At 71.9% G+C, this 18,716-nt stretch carries 20 protein-coding genes; 12 read left to right on the forward strand and 8 right to left on the reverse strand.

What is annotated here, in order from left to right; all coding sequences use genetic code 11:
• Nucleotides 1-76: 76 nt before the first annotated feature.
• Both QF034_RS15830 and QF034_RS15835 read left to right on the forward strand, forming a co-directional pair.
• Nucleotides 77-1,558: an LCP family protein gene (locus QF034_RS15830; protein ID WP_307175571.1), complete on the forward strand. Its 1,482-nt coding sequence runs from the start codon at nucleotides 77-79 to the stop codon at nucleotides 1,556-1,558.
• Between the two features lie 122 nt (nucleotides 1,559-1,680).
• Nucleotides 1,681-2,046, forward strand: coding sequence for a four-helix bundle copper-binding protein (locus tag QF034_RS15835; RefSeq protein WP_307175572.1), 366 nt, complete (start codon nucleotides 1,681-1,683; stop codon nucleotides 2,044-2,046).
• Between the two features lie 58 nt (nucleotides 2,047-2,104).
• On the opposite strand, the gene QF034_RS15840 is transcribed toward QF034_RS15835, so the two are convergent.
• Nucleotides 2,105-3,406, reverse strand: a complete 1,302-nt coding sequence (locus QF034_RS15840; protein WP_307175573.1) for an LCP family protein — start codon at nucleotides 3,404-3,406, stop codon at nucleotides 2,105-2,107.
• 119 nt (nucleotides 3,407-3,525) lie between these two features.
• Here QF034_RS15840 and QF034_RS15845 point away from each other — a divergent pair, with 119 nt between their 5' ends.
• Entirely contained in the window at nucleotides 3,526-4,083 is a 558-nt protein-coding gene (locus QF034_RS15845) for an acyl-CoA thioesterase (protein WP_037670903.1), read from the forward strand.
• 51 nt (nucleotides 4,084-4,134) lie between these two features.
• On the opposite strand, the gene QF034_RS15850 is transcribed toward QF034_RS15845, so the two are convergent.
• Nucleotides 4,135-5,292 (reverse strand): acyl-CoA dehydrogenase, encoded by a 1,158-nt coding sequence (locus QF034_RS15850; protein WP_307175574.1) that lies wholly within the window; start codon nucleotides 5,290-5,292, stop codon nucleotides 4,135-4,137.
• 185 nt (nucleotides 5,293-5,477) lie between these two features.
• Between QF034_RS15850 and QF034_RS15855 the strand changes: the two genes are divergently transcribed.
• The 6 genes from QF034_RS15855 (at nucleotide 5,478) to QF034_RS15880 (ending at nucleotide 11,600) form a co-directional block, all read left to right on the forward strand.
• The gene (locus QF034_RS15855; RefSeq protein ID WP_307175575.1) at nucleotides 5,478-6,821 is read left to right on the forward strand and encodes a UDP-glucose dehydrogenase family protein; all 1,344 of its coding nucleotides are present in this window, start codon (nucleotides 5,478-5,480) and stop codon (nucleotides 6,819-6,821) included.
• A gap of 429 nt (nucleotides 6,822-7,250) precedes the next feature.
• Complete coding sequence (locus tag QF034_RS15860) at nucleotides 7,251-7,877, forward strand: hypothetical protein (RefSeq protein WP_307175577.1); 627 nt, start codon at nucleotides 7,251-7,253, stop codon at nucleotides 7,875-7,877.
• Complete coding sequence (locus tag QF034_RS15865; RefSeq protein ID WP_307175578.1) at nucleotides 7,874-9,208, forward strand: copper resistance CopC/CopD family protein; 1,335 nt, start codon at nucleotides 7,874-7,876, stop codon at nucleotides 9,206-9,208. The genes QF034_RS15860 and QF034_RS15865 overlap by 4 nt, the downstream gene beginning before the upstream one ends.
• A gap of 28 nt (nucleotides 9,209-9,236) precedes the next feature.
• Nucleotides 9,237-10,253, forward strand: a complete 1,017-nt coding sequence (locus QF034_RS15870; RefSeq protein WP_307175579.1) for a cupredoxin domain-containing protein — start codon at nucleotides 9,237-9,239, stop codon at nucleotides 10,251-10,253.
• A 118-nt stretch (nucleotides 10,254-10,371) separates the two neighbouring features.
• Nucleotides 10,372-10,869 carry a hypothetical protein gene (locus QF034_RS15875; RefSeq protein WP_307175580.1) on the forward strand — a complete coding sequence of 166 codons (498 nt, stop codon included), beginning with the start codon at nucleotides 10,372-10,374 and terminating at the stop codon, nucleotides 10,867-10,869.
• The gene (locus tag QF034_RS15880) at nucleotides 10,866-11,600 is read left to right on the forward strand and encodes a cupredoxin domain-containing protein (protein WP_307175581.1); all 735 of its coding nucleotides are present in this window, start codon (nucleotides 10,866-10,868) and stop codon (nucleotides 11,598-11,600) included. The genes QF034_RS15875 and QF034_RS15880 overlap by 4 nt, the downstream gene beginning before the upstream one ends.
• A gap of 65 nt (nucleotides 11,601-11,665) precedes the next feature.
• Here the strand turns inward: QF034_RS15880 and QF034_RS15885 are convergent, their stop codons facing one another.
• Complete coding sequence (locus QF034_RS15885; RefSeq protein ID WP_307175582.1) at nucleotides 11,666-12,169, reverse strand: CGNR zinc finger domain-containing protein; 504 nt, start codon at nucleotides 12,167-12,169, stop codon at nucleotides 11,666-11,668.
• A 131-nt stretch (nucleotides 12,170-12,300) separates the two neighbouring features.
• Between QF034_RS15885 and QF034_RS15890 the strand changes: the two genes are divergently transcribed.
• Nucleotides 12,301-12,672 carry a VOC family protein gene (locus tag QF034_RS15890; RefSeq protein ID WP_307175583.1) on the forward strand — a complete coding sequence of 124 codons (372 nt, stop codon included), beginning with the start codon at nucleotides 12,301-12,303 and terminating at the stop codon, nucleotides 12,670-12,672.
• 14 nt (nucleotides 12,673-12,686) lie between these two features.
• Nucleotides 12,687-13,082, forward strand: a complete 396-nt coding sequence (locus QF034_RS15895; protein WP_086565683.1) for a VOC family protein — start codon at nucleotides 12,687-12,689, stop codon at nucleotides 13,080-13,082.
• 12 nt (nucleotides 13,083-13,094) lie between these two features.
• Here QF034_RS15895 and QF034_RS15900 read toward each other — a convergent pair whose 3' ends face one another.
• A complete protein-coding gene (locus QF034_RS15900; RefSeq protein ID WP_307175584.1) occupies nucleotides 13,095-14,246 on the reverse strand; it encodes a dipeptidase in 1,152 nt (383 codons plus the stop codon).
• A 112-nt stretch (nucleotides 14,247-14,358) separates the two neighbouring features.
• The gene (locus tag QF034_RS15905) at nucleotides 14,359-14,718 is read right to left on the reverse strand and encodes a MerR family transcriptional regulator (protein ID WP_307175585.1); all 360 of its coding nucleotides are present in this window, start codon (nucleotides 14,716-14,718) and stop codon (nucleotides 14,359-14,361) included.
• A 53-nt stretch (nucleotides 14,719-14,771) separates the two neighbouring features.
• Here QF034_RS15905 and QF034_RS15910 point away from each other — a divergent pair, with 53 nt between their 5' ends.
• Nucleotides 14,772-15,905, forward strand: coding sequence for an alkene reductase (locus QF034_RS15910; protein ID WP_307175586.1), 1,134 nt, complete (start codon nucleotides 14,772-14,774; stop codon nucleotides 15,903-15,905).
• Here QF034_RS15910 and QF034_RS15915 read toward each other — a convergent pair.
• Genes QF034_RS15915 through QF034_RS15925 form a run of 3 tightly spaced genes read right to left on the reverse strand, consistent with a single transcriptional unit; the run spans nucleotide 15,836 to nucleotide 18,701 of the window.
• Entirely contained in the window at nucleotides 15,836-17,032 is a 1,197-nt protein-coding gene (locus tag QF034_RS15915; RefSeq protein WP_307175587.1) for a dipeptidase, read from the reverse strand. The genes QF034_RS15910 and QF034_RS15915 overlap by 70 nt on opposite strands.
• 5 nt (nucleotides 17,033-17,037) lie before the next feature.
• Nucleotides 17,038-17,565, reverse strand: coding sequence for a 5-(carboxyamino)imidazole ribonucleotide mutase (purE, locus tag QF034_RS15920; RefSeq protein ID WP_307175588.1), 528 nt, complete (start codon nucleotides 17,563-17,565; stop codon nucleotides 17,038-17,040).
• The gene (locus QF034_RS15925) at nucleotides 17,562-18,701 is read right to left on the reverse strand and encodes a 5-(carboxyamino)imidazole ribonucleotide synthase (RefSeq protein WP_307175589.1); all 1,140 of its coding nucleotides are present in this window, start codon (nucleotides 18,699-18,701) and stop codon (nucleotides 17,562-17,564) included. Before QF034_RS15925 ends, purE begins: the two co-directional genes overlap by 4 nt.
• Nucleotides 18,702-18,716 lie beyond the last annotated feature (15 nt).

The following is an 18,716-nucleotide window of genomic DNA, read 5'->3' on the forward strand; positions in this document are numbered from 1 at the left end:
GATACAGCGGGCCGCAGATCGTATCGGCCTACGGTTTCACTGATCCCACGCACGGCCGTCGTCCGGAGGTGCCCCCTTGCCCACGCCGCGGTCCCCTCGGTCCACCGCCGCCCCGCAGCGCCGCCCGCAGCCCTCCCCCGGGCGCATCCCGCGCAGGCCCGCGCCGCCCGCACGGCGCCGCAAGCCGCGCTGGGGCCTGCGGGTGGTCACCACCCTGTCCGTGGTGGTCCTCGCGTCCGCCGGTATCGGGCACGCCGTGATGACCAGCCTGGACGCGGACATCGCCCGGGTCGACCCCTTCAAGGACATGAAGAACCGGCCGCAGGCGGGCCACGGCATGAACGTGCTGCTGGTCGGCACGGACGGCCGCGAGAAGATCAGCAAGGAGGAGCGGCGGAAGTACCGGCTGGGCGGGGCGCCCTGCCACTGCACCGACACGATCATGATCGTGCACATCTCGGCGGACCGGGAACGGGCGAGTGTGGTGAGCCTGCCGCGCGACTCGTACGCGGTGACGCCCACGCACGTCGACCGTACGACGGGCAAGCGGCACGGCGGGCACCCGGTCAAGCTGAACGCGGCGTACGCGGAGGGCGGGCCGCAGCTGACCGTGCGGACGGTCGAGAGCATGACGAAGGTGAAGATCGACCACTATCTGGAGGTCGACTTCACCAGCTTCATGAGGACGGTGGACGTGGTCGGAGGCGTACAGGTCTGCACCGCCGCCCCGCTCAGGGACAGCTACACCGGCCTGGACCTCCCGGCCGGGCGGCACACGCTGGCGGGCGGGCAGGCGCTCCAGTACGTACGCGCCCGCCACCTCGACGGGGCCTCGGACCTGGGCCGGATGAAACGCCAGCAGCGCTTCATGGCGGCGCTCGTGGAACGGATCACCTCCTCGGGGATCCTCCTCAACCCGATGAAATTCCGGGACGTGACGCGTGCGGTGCTCGGCTCCGTGCGGGCGGACAAGGGCTTCGGCACGCACGAGATGCTGGACCTCGGCCGGGCCATGCGGAACTTCTCCCCCTCCTCCTCCGAGTTCGCGACCGTCCCGATCGAGCAGATGGAATTCGCCGTGAAGGGCGTCGGCTCGACGCTGAAGTGGGACCCCGTCAAGGCGGAGCGGCTCTTCCGCGCCCTGCGCGAGGACCAGCCGCTGTCCGTGCACAAGGCGCGCGGCGCGGCCCGGATCGTCTCGGTCGCCCCGCAGCAGATCCGCGTCCAGGTGGAGAACGGGACGCGCACACCCGGGCTGGGCCGCCGGGTGGACGCGGCCCTGGCCTCGACGGGCTTCCGGACCACCCGGGCCCCGGTGAACGCCGCCGCCCATGACGTCAAGCGCACGATCATCGCCTACGACCCCCGCTGGGACCGCTCGGCCAAGTCCCTCGCCACGGCCCTGCCGGGCAGCGAACTCCGCCCCGTCAACGGCCTGGGCGCGACCCTGAAAGTCATCGCGGGCACGGATTTCGACCGCGTACGCAGGGTACGGGCCGAGGACCCGGGGCAGGGCGAGGTCGGGGTGGTACGCGGGGACGAGGTGGCGTGCGCGTAGGGGCCGTGACGCACGCATGGCGGATTGGTTCCTTCCGCCCCATGGCGGTCGGGTCCCGGCAGGCGTAGGACGGAAGGGCACGAGAACCGAACGCGGCTCTCGCCCGTCCCCCGGGAGGAATCATGACCCAGCAGCCCGCCACCATGCCCCCGCTGAGCAAGGAGATGCAGGAGTGCGTCCAGGCGTGCATGACCTGCCACAGCGTGTGCGAGGAGACCATGAGCTCCTGCCTGCAGATGGGCGGCCAGGCCCAGATGCAGATCATGCGCGCCGTCATGGACTGCGCCGAGATGACGCGTCTGTGCGCCGACATGATGATGCGCCGCTCGCCGCTGTCGGCCGAGATGTGCGCGATGTGCGCCCGGGCCTGTGACATGTGCGCCGAGGCGTGTATGTCCATGCCGGACGACGCCCAGATGATGCGCTGCGCCGAGGCGTGTCGCCGCTGTGCCGAGACGTGCCGGTCGATGTCGGCCGCCGCGATGTGAGGACCGCCTCACAGCGGTCGGGGGCACCCCCGCGGGTGCCCCCGACGCATGCCGGTGCTCAGTTGCCCGAGACGGTGACCGTCTCGTCGTTCTTCAGCTGGTTGACCAGCGTCTTCACCTTCGCGGTGTCCCACTGGAGGTTGCCGTTCGCCGAGTTGCCCGCGATCGGCATGTTCATCGACTTGCCCTCGCCGCCGCTGACGCCCTTCATCGCCCAGAACATGGACGCCAGGTCGAACAGGCCCATGTCCTTGTCGACCACGAGGGAGTCCAGGCCCGCGCCCATGGTCGGGTACAGCTTGAACGGGTTGAGGACCGTGCTCGGCGTGGCGACCTGGTTGGCCAGCGCGGAGAGGAACTTCTGCTGGTTCTTCGTGCGGTCCAGGTCGGAGCCGGCGAGCGCGTAGCGCGTGCGGACGAAGGCCAGGGCCTGGTCGCCGTTGAGGGTCTGCTTGCCCTTCTTGAAGTCCGCGCCGGACTTGGTGTCCTTGATGTCCTGCGGGATGTCCATCTCGACCCCGCCGACCGCGTCCACGATGTTCGCGAAGCCGGCGAAGCCGATCTCCACGTAGTGGTCGATGTGCAGGCCCGTGTTGGCCTCGACGGTACGGACCAGCAGCTCGGGGCCGTCCTCCGCGTACGCCGCGTTCAGCTTGGTCTGGCGGCCGGTGGCCGGGTAGAGCTTGCCGGAGTCGGAGCCCTTGTACGACGGGATCGTGACGTTCGAGTCACGCGGCAGCGAGATCAGCGTCGGGCCGTTGCCGCCGGTGTGCAGGATCATCATCGAGTCCGTGCGCTTGCCCTCGGCGGACCCGGTGTGCAGCTTCTTCTTCTCCTCGGCCGACATGCCCGCGCGGCTGTCGGAGCCGACGATCAGGTAGTTGGTGCCCTCGCCCGCCTCCGGCCGGTCGATGACCTTCGACAGGTCGACGTCGCGGTTGAGCTTGGAGTCGGCCCAGAAGTAGGTGCCGACGCTCGTCACGACCAGCAACGTCACGAGCGTGATGGCCGTCACCTTGATGCGGCGGCGCCAGTTCGGCGCGGGGCGCGGCTCGTGCATGCCGTCGCCCGGACCGCCGGGGCCTCTGCCGCCGGGTGAGCCGTAGACCTGGCCGGTGTTGTAGCCGCTGTCGTAGCCGTCGCCGGGGCCGTAGCCGCCGCCGTCGACGTACGACGGCTGCTGCGGCACGCCGCCCTGGTACGGCGGGGCGCCGCCGTAGCCGGCCTGCCCGGGCGATGCCGCCGGACCGCGGCGGACCTGCCGCATGACACGGGCGCTCTCGGGCTGTGCGCTCGAGCTGCCGCGTCCGTAGCGGTTGCCGCGGTTGTCACCGGAGAATCCCTCGGGCCAATCAGTCATGCGCCCCAGTGTGCAGGTCCCCGTAGTGGGCCATACAAGAGTCGTCGGAAAATCAGAGCACGGCTGTGGCGAAGCTGACACAAAACCCCCTCATACCGCCTCGGCATAAGGTAGGGGCCATGACAGACCAGGCCCCAGCCGCGGATTCCGGCACTGCGGATATCCCGGGCAAGCCGACTTCGGCCTCCCGCACCACCCTCAGCCACATCATGACCCACAACGACACGAACCTTCTGGGGACGGTCCACGGCGGAGTGATCATGAAGCTGGTGGACGACGCGGCGGGTGCCGTGGCCGGCCGGCACTCCGGCGGGCCGGCGGTGACGGCGTCCATGGACGAGATGGCGTTCCTGGAGCCGGTCCGCGTCGGCGACCTGGTCCACGTCAAGGCACAGGTCAACTGGACCGGCCGCACGTCCATGGAGGTCGGCGTCCGCGTCCTGGCCGAACGCTGGAACGAGTCGGCCCCGCCCACGCAGGTCGGCTCCGCCTACCTCGTCTTCGCGGCCGTCGACGCCGACGGCAAGCCGCGCCGGGTTCCCCCGGTCCTCCCGGAGACCGAACGCGACAAGCGCCGCTACCAGGAGGCCCAGATCCGCCGCACCCACCGCCTGGCCCGCCGCCGGGCGATCATGGAACTGCGCGAGAAGCGGGCGGCGGAGGGGTTCGAGGACTGAGCGAGCCTCCGGCCAGGGGGCGGGAGGCCCACTCGCTCGTCCCAGGGCCTGTTACGGCAGGTTGCGCGCCATCACGATGCGCTGGACCTGGTTCGTGCCCTCGTAGATCTGGGTGATCTTGGCGTCGCGCATCATGCGCTCCACCGGGTAGTCGCGCGTGTAGCCGTAGCCGCCGAGGAGCTGGACGGCGTCCGTGGTGACCTCCATCGCCGTGTCCGAGGCGAAGCACTTGGCGGCGGCGCCCAGGTAGGTGAGGTCGGCGTCGCCGCGCTCGGAGGCGGCTGCGGCCTGGTAGGTCAGGGCGCGGGCGGCCGAGATCTTCATGGCCATGTCGGCGAGCATGAACTGGATGCCCTGGAAGTCGGCGATCGGCTTGCCGAACTGCTTGCGCTCCTGGACGTAGCCCTTGGCGTAGTCCAGGGCGCCCTGGGCGATGCCGAGGGCCTGGGCGGCGATGGTGATACGGGTGTGGTCGAGGGTCTTCATCGCCGTGGCGAAGCCGGTGCCCTCCTCGCCGATCATGCGGTCGGCGGGGATACGGACGTTGTCGAGGTAGACCTCGCGGGTCGGGGAGCCCTTGATGCCGAGCTTCTTCTCCGGGGCACCGAAGGAGACACCCTCGTCCGACTTCTCGACGACGAAGGCCGAGATGCCCTTGGAACGCTTCGACGGGTCCGTGACCGCCATGACCGTGTAGTACTCGGACTCACCCGCGTTGGTGATCCAGCGCTTCACGCCGTTGAGGACCCAGTGGTCGCCGTCGCGGACGGCCTTCGTCTTCATGCCGGCGGCGTCCGAGCCGGCGTCCGGCTCGGACAGGCAGTACGAGAACATGCCGTCGCCCTTGGCGAGCGGGGCCATGTACTTCTTCTTCAGCTCCTCGGAGCCGGAGAGGATCACCGGGAGCGAGCCCAGCTTGTTCACCGCGGGGATGAGGGAGGAGGAGGCGCAGACGCGCGCGACTTCCTCGATCACTATGACGGTCGCCAGGGCGTCGGCGCCCGAGCCGCCGTACTCCTCGGGTACGTGCACGGCGTGCAGGTCGTTCGCGACCAGTGCCTGGAGCGCCTCCTGCGGGAAGCGGGCCTCCTCGTCCACCGCGGCGGCGTACGGCGCGATCTTCGCCTCGGCCAGCGAGCGGACGGCGTCGCGGAGCATGTCGTGCTCCTCGGACGGGCGGTACAGGTCGAAGTCAGCCGATCCGGCCAAGGTCTCTCACGCTCCAAAACGCTGCGATGGTGGCGCTAACTACCGTTAAGTAATCAAAAGTTTATGGGGTCGCTCACGGGAGGGATACGTGACCTAGACGACAGCGGGAAAGTTGCCCCGTGAAGCGCGCTCCCATGCCCCGGATATGCTCGGGCGCGCACCTGCCGTAGACCCCTGGAGCACCCATGGCCCTGAAGATCACCGTGATCGGCACCGGTTATCTCGGCGCGACACACGCGGCGGCCATGGCCGAGCTCGGCTTCGAGGTGCTCGCCCTCGACGTCGTGCCCGAGAAGATCGAGAAGCTGGAGCGCGGCGAGGCCCCGATGTACGAGCCGGGGCTCGACGAGTTGCTGCGGCGTCATGTCGCGGGGATCGAGGGCGCCAGCGGCCGGCTGAGCTTCACCCGGGACTGGGCCGAGATCGGCGCGTTCGGCGATGTGCACTTCGTCTGTGTGAACACCCCGCAGCGGCACGGCGAGTACGCCTCCGACATGAGTTACGTCGACTCGGCGTTCGCCTCGCTCGCGCCGCATCTGCACGGTCCCGCCCTGGTCGTCGGCAAGTCGACCGTGCCCGTCGGCACCGCCGACCGGCTGGCGGCCTACCTGTCCGCGCACGCGCCGGCCGGCGAGGGCGCCGAGCTGGCGTGGAACCCGGAGTTCCTGCGCGAGGGCTTCGCCGTCAAGGACACGCTGCACCCCGACCGGATCGTGGTGGGGGTGCGCAGCGAGCGGGCCGAGAAGCTGCTGCGCGAGGTGTACGCCACGCCGATCGCCGAGGGCTCGCCGTTCGTGGTGACGGACTTCCCGACCGCCGAGCTGGTGAAGACCTCCGCGAACTCCTTCCTCGCGACGAAGATCTCCTTCATCAACGCCATGGCCGAGGTGTGCGAGGCCGCGGGCGGTGACGTGGCCAAGCTGGCGGAGGCCATCGGCTACGACGACCGGATCGGCAAGAAGTTCCTGCGGGCCGGGATCGGCTTCGGCGGCGGCTGTCTGCCGAAGGACATCCGGGCGTTCATGGCGCGCGCCGGCGAGCTGGGCGCGGACCAGGCGCTGACCTTCCTGCGGGAGATCGACTCCATCAACATGCGCCAGCGCGGGCAGATGGTCGAGCTGACCCGGCAGGCGCTGGGCGGCGGACCGTTCCTCGGCAAGCGCGTCGCGGTCCTGGGCGCGACCTTCAAGCCCGACTCGGACGACGTCCGGGACTCCCCCGCGCTGAACGTCGCCGGGCAGATCCACCTCCAGGGCGGCCAGGTCACGGTCTACGACCCCAAGGGCATGGACAACGCCCGCCGCGTCTTCCCGACCCTCGGCTACGCCGACTCGGCGCTGGAGGCGGTACGCGGTGCCGACATCGTGCTGCACCTGACGGAGTGGCGGGAGTTCCGCGAGCTGGACGAGGAGGCGCTCGGCGAGGTCGCGGCGGCCCGGGTCATCCTCGACGGTCGCAACGCCCTCGACCCGGAGCGCTGGCGCAAGGCCGGGTGGACGTACCGGGCGATGGGGCGGCCGACCGCCTGAGCTGATGACCCCGAGTGCGGTCGGTCGCTCGAATTCGGTCCGGGTTCCGTGAATTTCTGACGGCTTTGCGGGAGATTCGGGAATTCTCGCGGAACCGGTGAAGGACCGAGCCGATCCATGGGGATTTTCTGTGCGCATTCCGCTGTCGCACCCGGGCGCCCGGGCCGGGCTCGGGGCAGGTCTCCCAAGGGTGCAGTCCCCCCTCCTGCCTCGGCATACGCCGTCGCCCTCGAAATCATCAATATGAGTTCGAATTTTATTCGAGCAGCACGCGGAATCGACCTTTCTCACAGGCCGACCCACCGGGAGAGAGGGTCAGGCAACAATCGATTAACCGACGCGTAGTTGCGCGGAATCCCCCTTCCACTCCACTGGTCGTCATTCGCCACACGTTTCATTGGCTTGACCCGACCATGCCAGGAGTGCCCCATGCCCTTGTTCTCCCCGGCGGAGTGGCCGCGGGATCACCGCGACGAGTTGGTGGCCGGCGCGCTCGTCGGCGCCGTGGTCATCGTGCTGGGTTACGCGTCGGGCATCGGTGCCCCCTCCGCCTCCGGCAGCACGCAGACCGCCGCTCCTCCCGCGGCACCGCCCGCGGCCACCGCGCCGGCGGACCCCACACCGGCCGCGCCGGGCGGCCCCGGCGTATCGGACCCGGGCACCGGCGCGGGCCAGATGCCCGTCGGCGGCTCGTTGCCCGGATACGGCGGTGTCGGCGGAATCGGCGCGGGCCCCGGGTACGGCACCGGCGGCGCGGGCGGGTCCGGCCACACCGGCCACACGCCCTCCCCGCCCTCCGACACCAGCCCCGGCACCGGCTCCCCCTCCCCCACGCCCACCCCGTCGGGGTCCGCCCCGGCCGACGGCGACACCTGCGAGGACGGCGAGGTCACCCTCGTACAACCGCTCCTCGGCGGGCTCACCGAGCCCGTGTTCGGGCTGCTCGACGGCGGAGGCGAGACGCCCGCGCCGCAGCCCTCCCCCTGTGTCGGCCTGGCCCCGGTCGGCAGCCTCCTCGGCGGCACCGCGTCCCCCGGACCGGAGGCGACCCCGTGACCACGACCGTCCGCCGCGCCCTGCTGCTGCTCCTGCTCACCCCGCTCCTCTACATCCTGGCCGGAGCGCCCCAGGCCGCCTTCGCCCACACCGAGCTGGTCTCCTCCTCCCCGAAGGACGGGGCGGACCTGAAGAAGGCCCCGGGCCACCTCACGCTCACCTTCGACGAGGCCGTCGACCTCGACGACGTCCGGGTGCTGACGGTGGACGGCGACCGGCTGCCGGTGTCCCGTAGCCCGCGCGGCGGCGCCGACGCCGTGCGGGTCGCGCTCCCCGCCAAGGAGCACGGGAAGCTCGCCGTCACGTGGTCCATCGTCGACGCCGAGGACGGACACGCCTCTTCCGGCCGGATCGCCTTCACCATCGGCGCACCGGCCGCCAAGGCGGGCGGCGACGAGGCCGCCGCCCCCGTGGCCGCCCCCTCCCCCTCGCTGCACAAGGCCCTCGTCGCCGCCCGCTGGGCCGGTTATCTCGCGCTCGCCCTGTTCGTCGGCGGTCTCGCCTTCGTCGTACTGCTGTGGCCGCGCGGCGCGGACGAGCCGCGGTCCCGGGCGCTGCTCGTGCTCGCCTGGACGGTCGGGCTGCTGGCCACCGTCGCGAGCATCGGCCTGCAGGGCGCGTACAGCACGCTCGGCGGACTGCGGGACGCGCTGCGCCCGGTGACGTACGCCGATCTGCTGGCCACCGAGCCCGGGGTCGTGCTCGCCGCCCGCGCTCTGGTGTGGGTGCTGGCGGCCGTGGTGCTCGGCGCCCTGCTCCAGGGCGGGGCCGGCACCTCCCGCTCCCCGGGCTGGCGGGTGGGCGCCCTCGCGGTGACGTTCGGGCTGCTGCGGACGACCGGCATGACGGGCCACAGCTCCGAGGGCGCCGAGCCCACGTGGGGTGCCGTCGCCGACTTCGTCCACCTGCTCGGCGCCTCGCTGTGGATCGGCGGGCTGGCCGTGCTCGCGCTGGCCGTGCTGCCACGTCGGCGAGCCCGGGAGCTGGCGGTGGTGGTGCCGGGTTACTCGCGGCTCGCGGCGGTGAGTGTCGCCGGCATCGTCGGCGCCGGGCTGGTCCTCGCCTGGCAGGTGGTGGGGTCGTACGACGCCCTGCTGCACACCTCGTACGGGCATCTCCTCCTGCTGAAGACGGGCGTGCTCGCGGCCGTCCTGCTCGCCGCGCTCGCGAGCCGCCAGTGGGTGCGCACCCGCCTCGATCTCGCCGTGCTGCTGCGCGGCGACGCCGCCACCGTGCGGCCCTTCGGTTACTCGGTCGCGGCCGAGACGGGGCTCGTCCTCGTCGTGCTCGCCGTGACGAGTCTGCTGGTCACGGCCGACCCCGGCCGCTGAACTCCCCCAAAAAGCACAAGGAGCAGAAGTGAAACGAAAGAACGAGAGCGACGAGACCGGTCAGGGGCAGCGCAGGCCGCCTGCCGGGAACCGGGGTCTGCTGGTCGCCGGGCTCGGTGCGGCGCTGGCCGCCGTGCTCAGCCTCGGGCTGTTGAGCGCGGTCTCCGGTTCGGACTCGGAGCAGGTCACGGGCGCGGCTCAGGCGCCCGTGGCCGCCGCCGAGGCACAGCCCGCCGCCGCCAAGGCCGACTACCAGGTCGACATCATGGGCAACAAGTTCGGCGACGGGAAGCAGCTCGTCGTCGAGGTCGGCCAGACCGTCCAGTGGACCAACCACGACAGCGTGCCGCACACGGTCACCACCACCAAGGCCCCGGTGAAGTTCGACTCGGGGACGCTGGAGAAGGGCGACTCCTGGTCGTACACCTTCACCAAGGCCGGGACGTACGAGTACTACTGCGCGGTGCACCCGGACATGACCGCCTCGGTGAAGGTCGTCGAAGCCGGCGGTGGCGGCGGTGGCGGCGGTGGCGGTGGCGGTGGCGGGTCGACGCCCGCCCCGACGGCGGCTCCCACGGGCACGCCCACGGCCGGTCCCGCCCCCACGCACGCACCGACCACCGCGCCCACCACCGGCCCGGCCCCCACGGGCGGCACCGGCTCGGGCGGCTCGGACGGCGGCAGCGACAAGCAGTGCGCCAGCGTGCAGAACGAGCTGCTGCCGATCCTCCAGCACCTCTACATGGCGCACCTCGAGCGGTCACCGGGGCAGCAGGTGCAGGACGCGCTGGCGCTCGACTCGTACCTCAAGACGCACACGGTGTGGGTCGAGAGCATCCTCAAGCCCGCTGTCGAGGACGGCGGCTCGGTGCTCGACGACACGCTCGGTGTGCTGCTGAACCACATCAACAAGGCGCACCTGGAGGAGTCGCCCGGACAGCAGGTCACCGATCTGCTGAACCCGGACAGCTACGTGAAGATGCACACGGTCTGGGCCGGGCAGATGCTCAAGCCCACGACGGACTTCCTCACCAGCAACTGCTGACGCCGTCCGCGACAGCAGGAGGGCGCCGCTCCGGCCGGGGCTCAGCCGGCCGGAGCGGCGCCCGCTCCATTCTCCACACCCTCACCATGCTTCGGGAACCGCTTTCAAGGAGACCGGGATGACAACCGTCACCCTGCCCACCGTCCCTCCCCCGGCACCGTCGCTCGACGGCGCCGGCCGCCGGCTGCCGCTGCCCGGCCGGTACACCGTGGCCCCCGGCCGCTCGCTCACCGAACTCACCGCCTGGTGCGGACCGATGCCGGTGCTGCGCCGTCGCGTCACCCTCGGCGAGGCGTCCCTCACCGTGCCGGAGGACGCCGAAAACCCGTCGTTCCGCTACGAGTTCGACGACCGCCGGCTCTGCGCCGTGCTCACCTCGGAGCAGGTCGACGAGGTCCACGGCCGTCTCCAGCTCACCGGCGAGCTCGACCTGGACGGCACCGCCTTCCCCGTCCTGATGCGGCTGCGGGTGGTCGAGCGGGCCGACGACCGGCTGCTGGTCGTGGGGTACGCCCGGCTGCCGTACCGGTTGCTGCGCCGCGCCACGGGGTTCCGCCTGCCATGGCACCGGCCGGCCACCCGGCTGCGGCTGCTGGTCGCGGCGGAGTTCGCATGAGGGCGGCCCGGCGGACGGCCCGGGGTGCCGCCGTGTCCGCCGTCCTCACGCTCCTCGCCCTGCCGCTGCTGCCGGCCGGGCAGGCCTCGGCAGCCTCGTACAGCGTGACGATGAAGGGGTACGCCTTCTCGCCCGCGAGCCTGAGTATCCCGGCCGGATCCACGGTGACCTGGACCAACCAGGACACGGCGCCGCACGACGTGAAGACCACCTCGGGCCCGGTCTCGATCCACTCCCCGATGCTCGACAAGGGGCAGAGCTGGAGCTTCACGTTCACCACGGCCGGGTCGTACGGCTACGTCTGCACCGTCCACCCGAACATGACGGCCGGGATCACGGTCCGCGCGGCGGCACCGGCGACGACGGCGGCACCGACGGCGCACGAGCACACCGGCTCCTCCTCGGGCAACCGGCCCACCGCGCCGAGCCGCACCACGCCGGGCGGCGGGACGCCGACGATGCGCATGCCGTCATCGTCGCCGTCCCCCACCGCGTCCGCCTCGTCCACCGCCTCCGCGGCGGCCGCGGGCCAGTCACCGCCGGCGTCCCCGTCGTCCCCGGCCGCACAGGCCGCCCAGCAGCCGCAGACCCAGACAGCCGCTTCATCCACCCGCCCGCTCGACCCGCTGCTCATGCTGACCGGCGTCGTCGCGGGTGTCGCGGTGCTGTGCCTGCTCCTGGTCGGCTCGCGGGCATCGGCGCCCCGGTCGCCCCGGGAGGAGGAAGCCTAGGGCGTGTCCGTAAAGTCCCGTCGTCCGCCCGGAGGGCAGGCGGGACTTCGCGGACCCGCCCCAGGTCAGCCCTTCGCCCGGTAGCGTCGCATCTTCGCCCGGGCACCGCAGACCTGCATCGAGCACCAGCGGCCCCGGCCGGCCGGGCTGCGGTCGTAGTACGCCCAGAGGCAGTCGGCGGCCTCGCAGGCCTTGAGCCTGCTCCAGGTGCCGGCGACCAGCGCCTCGGCGACGGCCGCCGCGACACGGGAGAGCAGGGGGCCCTCGTCGGCCGGGGCGAGGGCCGCCGAGCCGTCCCGCCGGTCCACTGCCACGAGGAGCGGCGCCCCTGCCAGCAGGTCGCCGAGCGGGGTCACCTCGCGGTGCGGCGGGTGGCCCGCGTGGGCGAGCAGGACCACGCGCAGGGACTCGCGCAGGGCCCGGGCGTCCTCCACCTCGTCCCGCGTGATCCCGAAGCGTGCCAGGCCCTCCGCCGTGTCCAGCGAGTCGGCACCCGACTCGACGTCCAGCGTGTTCACCAGGGCCTCGACCAGGGCCAGGCCGCCGGGCGCGGGCGCTCTCTCCGTCATGGCTGGACCGTACCTCTCGCGTTTTCCCTTGCGAGGTTACCGGCAATGCGGGAGGATGCAGTAACGGTTACCGGTTACCCGCCTCATGGAGGTAACCCCCGAAGGTAACAGCCTGCTTCAAGGAGGAAGTCATGGCACTCGCCAAGCTGGATGTCGTCGTCCTGGACTGTCCCGACCCGCGCGCACTGGCCGGTTTCTACGCCGAGGTGCTCGGCGGCACTCCCACGGTGGAGGCCGACGACTCGGGCGAGTGGGTCGACCTGAAGGTGCCGGGCGGAGCGGCCCTGGCCTTCCAGGAATCCCCCGGGTACGTGCCGCCGACGTGGCCGTCGCCCGACGGCTCGCAGCAGTTCCATCTCGACCTGGTCGTGGAGGACCTGGACGCGGCCGAGAAGGGCGTGCTGGCGCTCGGCGCGAAGCCGTTGGACGCCGAGGACCGGACGCGGACGTTCCGGGTTTACGCCGATCCGGCCGGGCACCCGTTCTGCCTCTGCGCCTGCTGACACCGGGAGGCCCCATGCCTGCTGTGGCACGTTTCCGTTCGGTCGTCGTCGACTGCCCCGACCCGCGCGCGCTGGCCCGTTTCTACGCGCAGGTCGGGGGCGGCACGCCCGAGGACGACGACCCCGACTGGGTGGTGCTGCGGATCCCCGACGGGCCGCGGCTCGCCTTCCAGCGCTCCCCCGGGTACACCCCGCCGGAGTGGCCCCGGTCCGACCGCAACGCCCAGCAGCTCCACCTGGACTTCGACGGCGGGTCGACCTGGGAGGAGATCGACGCGGCCGAGGAGCGGGTGCTGGCGCTGGGGGCGCGGGTGCTGGACCGGGAGGACTACGAGAAGAAGGACTTCCGGGTGTACGCCGACCCGGCGGGGCATCCCTTCTGCCTGTGCCGGATCGAGCACACCGCCTGAGTCACCCGCCGGTCACCCGTCCAGCTCGGAGATGGTCGCCGTCGACGGCTCGCGTCGCTGCTGGGCGGCGCGGGCGGTGAAGTCGGCACCGCGCAGCACCCGCTGGACGTTGCCCCAGGTCAGCAAGGCCACGTCGGCCTCGTCCCAGCCGCGTCGCAGCAGCTCGGCGATGAGCCGCGGATAGCAGGAGGCGTCGCCGAGCTCCTGGGGGTGGGCCGAGCCCGAGTCGTACTTGCCGGACAGCCCGACGCACTGCGCCCCGGCCACGCCCCGGATGTGGTCGAGATGGTCGGCGACGTCGCGGACGGCCGGGCCGGTCTGCTCGGCGGTCAGCGGCACCAGGCACAACCCCTTGGCCGCGCCCAGCTCCGCCAGCAGGTCGTCGGGGAGGTTGACCGGGTGGGGGCGCAGCGCCCGGGCGGCGGAGCGGCTGAACAGCACGGGCGCCCGGGACAGGCTCAGCACCCGGCGGACGGTCGGCGCGGAGGCCCCGGAGAGGTCCGCGATCACGCCGATCCGGTTCATCTCGCGCACGACCTCCTCGCCGAACCGCGTCAGCCCCGCGTCGCTCGCCCAGGACACCCCGGTCAGCGTCAGCACGCGCAGGCCGAGGAGGTGCAGCTGGCGCAGGATGCCCAGCGAGTCGCCCACGGCCGGGGCCCCGGCGGGACCGAGGAGCACGGCGACGCGGCCGCAGTTGCGGGCGTCCGCGACCTGCCCCGCCGTACAGGCCGGCCGCAGTCCGTCGTCGCAGGTCCGGGCGACGGTCTTGGCCAGGTCAAGCTGCTCCAGGGTGGCGCCGACGGCCCGGTCGCCGTCCAGGCCCTCGGGCAGGTGCAGGGACCAGAACAGCGCCCCCACATGCCCGCGGCGCAGGCGGGGCACGTCCGTGGCGACGGTGCTCTCGCCCTCCTCCAGGTCGTAGTAGGACAGGCGCTTGAGCGCCCAGGGCAGTCCGTTGTAGCCGTCGGCGACGGGATAGGCGGCGAGGATGGCGTGGGCCCGGGTCATCGGCGCGTCGTCCGGGTCGGAGACGGGCTCATAGGGCTCCGCCGCGTCCGCCCGGTCCGCCGCCATGACGGCCTCGTCGGGGTACGGCTCGGACAGGTCGTCGAACTCACCGGCCGCGGCGGTGGGACGCAGGTCGTCCTGGAGGTCTGCCATGGCGGCTCCGTACGGTCGCTCGTGAGGTACGGTCACCGTCGCACGGAGCGCCGAGGGGTTCCTGGTGGGCGGGGCGTTCGGAGTACGGCCCCGGCCTCGTGCGGCGATGCTCTCAAGGCACCCGCGCCGCCTCGATCACCTCGTCCAGGGTGTCCCGGGAGCGGATCAGGTCGGCGATCATCCGGTCGATGCGGGCGCGCTCGGCGGTGAGCTCGGCGACCAGGTGGGGCGTGGCGCGGACCGAGGGCCCGCCGTCCGTGTCCCGCATGCACGGCAGCAACTGGACGATCTTCTCGCTGCACAGCCCCGCCGCGAACAGCTCCTGGATCCGGATGACCCGGTCCACGGCCGCCTCCGGGTACTCCCGGTGCCCGCCGGGCGTCCGCTCGGCGGTGAGCATCCCCTGCTTCTCGTAGTAGCGCAGCGACCGCTCGCTGACGTTGGTGCGCCGGGCCAGTTCACCGATCCGCACGTCCCACTCCCGGGCTTGATTCTGACATTGGTGTCAGGTTCTAGCGTACGGGCATGACGCAGCACACGACAGCACTCTTCGAACCGGCTCGTCTCCCCGGGCTGGACCTGCCCAATCGTCTGGTGATGGCGCCCCTGACCCGCAACCGGGCCGAGGCGGACGGAACCCCGACCGCGCTCATGGCCACGTACTACGCCCAGCGCGCCTCGGCCGGGCTGATCATCGCCGAGGCCGCGACGCCGAACGCGGTCGGGCAGACCTACCCGAACATCACCGCCGTCCACCGCCCGGCGCACGTGGCCGGCTGGCGGCGGGTCACGGACGCCGTGCGGGAGGCGGGCGGCCGGATGTTCCTCCAGCTCCAGCACGGCGGCCGGGTCGGCCACCCCGCGACCAGCGGGCTCACCCCGGTCGCCCCCTCACCCGTCCCGCTCCCCGAGACGATCTTCACGCCGGAGGGACACCAGCCGGCCCCCGTGCCGCGGGAGATGACGGCCGAGGACATCGGCAGCACCGTCGCGGACTTCGCGAAGGCCGCCCGCAACGCCCTGGACGCCGGGTTCGAGGGCGTGGAGGTGCACTCCGCCAACGGCCATCTGCTCCACCAGTTCCTCGCCCGCAACACCAACCTCCGCACCGACGGCTACGGCGGACCGGTCGCCGCCCGGATCCGGTTCACCGCCGAGGTGACCGAGGCCGTGGCCGCCGAGATCGGGGCGGAGCGGGTGGGTCTGAGGGTCTCCCCCGGCAACACCGTCAACGGCATCGAGGAGGGCGAGACGGAGGAGATCTACCCGGCGCTCGCCGAGCGGCTGGGCGGGCTGGGGCTCGCGTATCTGCACCTGGTGTACGCCGACCCGGACACGCCGGTGTTCCGCAAGGTGCGCGCCGCCTGGCCCGGGGTGATCGTCGCCAACCCGGTCCTGAAGGAGATCTCCACGGACGGTGTGCTCCGGGCATCCGAGGAACTGCTGGCCGCCGGGGCCGACCTGATCGCGCTCGGCCGGCCCTTCCTCGCCAACCCGGACCTGGTGACGCGGCTGCGGCTCGGGGCGCCCCTGAACGAGATGCGCGACCGGTACTTCATGTACGTGGGCGGGGCGACCGGCTACACCGACTACCCCGCCCTCGACGCGTCGCCGTCGAGCGACTCGATCGTCGCGTTGGACGGCGACCGGGTCGCCTGAAGCCCCCGGGCCACGTCCTCCGCGGCGTCCAGCACCCGGACCGCGTTCTTCCAGGTCAGCTTCGCCAGGTCGGCCTTGGACCAGCCACGGTCCAGCAGTTCCGCGAGCAGGTTCGGGTAACCGGAGACGTCGTCCAGGCCGTCGGGGGTGAAGGCCGTGCCGTCGTAGTCGCCGCCGATGCCGAGGTGGTCGATGCCGGCCGTCTCGCGCATGTGGTCCAGGTGGTCGGCGACCGTGGAGACGGTGGCGACCGGGCGCGGGTGCCGCTCCTCGAAGGCGCGGTGGACCTTCATGGCCGCCGCGGTGGTGTCGAGGTGGTGGAAGCCGTGGGCGCGCATGTTCTCGTCGGCCGCGGCCGTCCAGTCGACGGCGGCCTGGAGCACGAACTTCGGCACGAACGTCACCATGGCCATGCCGCCGTTGGCGGGCAGCCGCTCCAGGACGTCGTCCGGGATGTTGCGCGGGTGGTCGCACACGGCCCGCGCCGAGGAGTGGGAGAAGATCACCGGGGCGGAGCTCGTGTCGAGCGCGTCCCGCATGGTCGTCGCCGCCACGTGGGAGAGGTCGACGAGCATGCCGAGCCGGTTCATCTCCCGCACGACCTCCCGGCCGAACGCGGTGAGGCCGCCGGACCGCGGCTTGTCGGTCGCGGAGTCCGCCCAGTCGACGTTGTCGTTGTGAGTGAGCGTGAGGTAGCGCACGCCCAGCCCGTACAGACCCCGCAGGGTGCCCAGGGAGTTGGCGATCGAGTGGCCGCCCTCCGCACCCATGAGGGAGGCGATCCGGCCCTCCCGGCGCGCGGCCTCCATGTCGGCGGCCGTCAGCGCGGGCCGCAGGTCCTGCGGGTGGCGGTCGATCAACTGCCGTACGCAGTCGATCTGTTCGAGCGTGGCGGCGACCGGGTCGGGCAGGTCCGTGCGGACGTACACCGACCAGTACTGCGCGCCGACACCGCCCGCGCGCAGCCGCGGGATGTCGGTGTGCAGGTGGGCGCTCTGGTCGGCGGCGACATCGCGGGCGTCGAGGTCGTAGCGGACCTGCTCGCGCAGCGCCCAGGGCAGGTCGTTGTGCCCGTCGACGACCGGGAACTCGCTCAGGAGTTCCCGGACCGCCTCCACGGAGGTCATCGTCGTCACTTCCCCGCGCCGAAGCCGAAGCCGCCCGAGCCCTCGACCTTGGAGCGCAGGCGCTTGCCCTTCTCGGTGGCCTGGTCGTTGAGCTCCTGCTGGAACTCGCGCATGCGGGCGCGGAGCTCGTCGTCGTGCGCGGCGAGGATGCGGGCCGCGAGCAGACCGGCGTTGCGGGCGCCGGCGACGGAGACCGTGGCGACCGGGACACCGGCCGGCATCTGCACGATCGACAGCAGGGAGTCCATGCCGTCGAGGTACTTCAGCGGCACGGGCACGCCGATGACCGGCAGCGGTGTCACGGAGGCGAGCATGCCGGGCAGGTGGGCGGCGCCGCCGGCTCCGGCGATGATCACCTTGAGCCCGCGCTCGTCGGCCTGCTCGCCGTACGCGACCATCTCGCGCGGCATGCGGTGCGCGGAGACGACGTCGACCTCGTAGGCGATCTCGAACTCGTCGAGGGCCTTGGCGGCGGCCTCCATGACGGGCCAGTCGCTGTCCGACCCCATGACGATGCCAACAACAGGGCTCATTCGGTGATGGTGCCTCTCAGGTAGCCGGCTGCGTGACGGGCGCGCTCCAGCACGTCGTCCAGGTCGTCGCCGTAGGTGTTGACGTGACCGACCTTGCGGCCGGGCTTCACGTCCTTGCCGTACATGTGGATCTTGAGCTGGGGGTCGCGGGCCATGCAGTGCAGGTACGCGGAGTACATGTCCGGGTAGTCGCCGCCGAGGACGTTGACCATGACCGTCCAGGTGGCGCGCGGGCGCGGGTCGCCGAGGGGCAGGTCCAGGACCGCCCGGACGTGGTTGGCGAACTGGCTGGTGACGGCGCCGTCCATCGACCAGTGGCCGGAGTTGTGCGGGCGCATCGCCAGCTCGTTGACGAGGATGCGGCCGTCGCGCGTCTGGAACAGCTCGACGGCGAGGTGCCCGACGACGCCGAGTTCCTTGGCGATGTTCAGCGCCATCTCCTCGGCCCGCAGGGCGAGGGCCTCGTCGAGGTCCGGGGCCGGGGCGATCACCGTGTCGCAGACGCCGTTGACCTGGCGGGACTCGACGACCGGGTAGGCGACGGCCTGGCCGTGCGGGGAGCGGACGACGTTGGCGGCGAGCTCGCGGACGAAGTCGACCTTCTCCTCGGCGAGCACGGGGACACCGGCCTTGAAGGGGTCGGCGGCCTCCTCGACGGAGCCGACGACCCACACGCCCTTGCCGTCGTAGCCGCCGCGGACGGTCTTGAGGACGACGGGGAAGCCCTCGCCCTCGGCCGCGAAGGCCGCCACGTCCTGCGGATCGGAGACGATTCTGTGTCTGGGGCAGGGCACGCCGATCGCGTCGAGCTTCGCGCGCATCACACCCTTGTCCTGGGCGTGCACGAGCGCGTCGGGGCCAGGGCGCACGGGGATGCCGTCCGCCTCCAGGGCCCTGAGGTGCTCGGTGGGCACGTGTTCGTGATCGAAGGTGATCACATCGCACCCGCGTGCGAAGGCGCGCAGCGTCTCCAGGTCGCGATAGTCGCCGACGACGACATCGCTCACGACCTGCGCAGCTGAGTCCTGCGGGGTGTCACTGAGGAGCTTGAACCTGATGCCCAGCGGGATGCCTGCCTCGTGTGTCATACGAGCGAGCTGGCCCCCGCCGACCATGCCGACTACCGGAAACGTCACGCCCCCAGGGTATCG

This window comes from Streptomyces africanus (assembly GCF_030816955.1).
GTDB classification, from domain to species: Bacteria; Actinomycetota; Actinomycetes; order Streptomycetales; family Streptomycetaceae; genus Streptomyces; species Streptomyces africanus.

What these genes read in the sequence shown, in the direction of transcription:
- QF034_RS15885 (WP_307175582.1), bottom strand. Translation starts at nt 12,169, where the DNA reads ATGACGGAGAGAGCGCCCGCGCCCGGCGGCCTGGCCCTGGTCGAGGCC.
- QF034_RS15860 (WP_307175577.1), top strand. Translation starts at nt 7,251, where the DNA reads ATGCCCTTGTTCTCCCCGGCGGAGTGGCCGCGGGATCACCGCGACGAG.
- QF034_RS15890 (WP_307175583.1), top strand. Translation starts at nt 12,301, where the DNA reads ATGGCACTCGCCAAGCTGGATGTCGTCGTCCTGGACTGTCCCGACCCG.
- QF034_RS15845 (WP_037670903.1), top strand. Translation starts at nt 3,526, where the DNA reads ATGACAGACCAGGCCCCAGCCGCGGATTCCGGCACTGCGGATATCCCG.
- QF034_RS15835 (WP_307175572.1), top strand. Translation starts at nt 1,681, where the DNA reads ATGACCCAGCAGCCCGCCACCATGCCCCCGCTGAGCAAGGAGATGCAG.
- QF034_RS15875 (WP_307175580.1), top strand. Translation starts at nt 10,372, where the DNA reads ATGACAACCGTCACCCTGCCCACCGTCCCTCCCCCGGCACCGTCGCTC.
- QF034_RS15840 (WP_307175573.1), bottom strand. Translation starts at nt 3,406, where the DNA reads ATGACTGATTGGCCCGAGGGATTCTCCGGTGACAACCGCGGCAACCGC.
- QF034_RS15915 (WP_307175587.1), bottom strand. Translation starts at nt 17,032, where the DNA reads ATGACCTCCGTGGAGGCGGTCCGGGAACTCCTGAGCGAGTTCCCGGTC.
- QF034_RS15880 (WP_307175581.1), top strand. Translation starts at nt 10,866, where the DNA reads ATGAGGGCGGCCCGGCGGACGGCCCGGGGTGCCGCCGTGTCCGCCGTC.
- purE (WP_307175588.1), bottom strand. Translation starts at nt 17,565, where the DNA reads ATGAGCCCTGTTGTTGGCATCGTCATGGGGTCGGACAGCGACTGGCCC.
- QF034_RS15895 (WP_086565683.1), top strand. Translation starts at nt 12,687, where the DNA reads ATGCCTGCTGTGGCACGTTTCCGTTCGGTCGTCGTCGACTGCCCCGAC.
- QF034_RS15910 (WP_307175586.1), top strand. Translation starts at nt 14,772, where the DNA reads ATGACGCAGCACACGACAGCACTCTTCGAACCGGCTCGTCTCCCCGGG.
- QF034_RS15855 (WP_307175575.1), top strand. Translation starts at nt 5,478, where the DNA reads ATGGCCCTGAAGATCACCGTGATCGGCACCGGTTATCTCGGCGCGACA.
- QF034_RS15900 (WP_307175584.1), bottom strand. Translation starts at nt 14,246, where the DNA reads ATGGCAGACCTCCAGGACGACCTGCGTCCCACCGCCGCGGCCGGTGAG.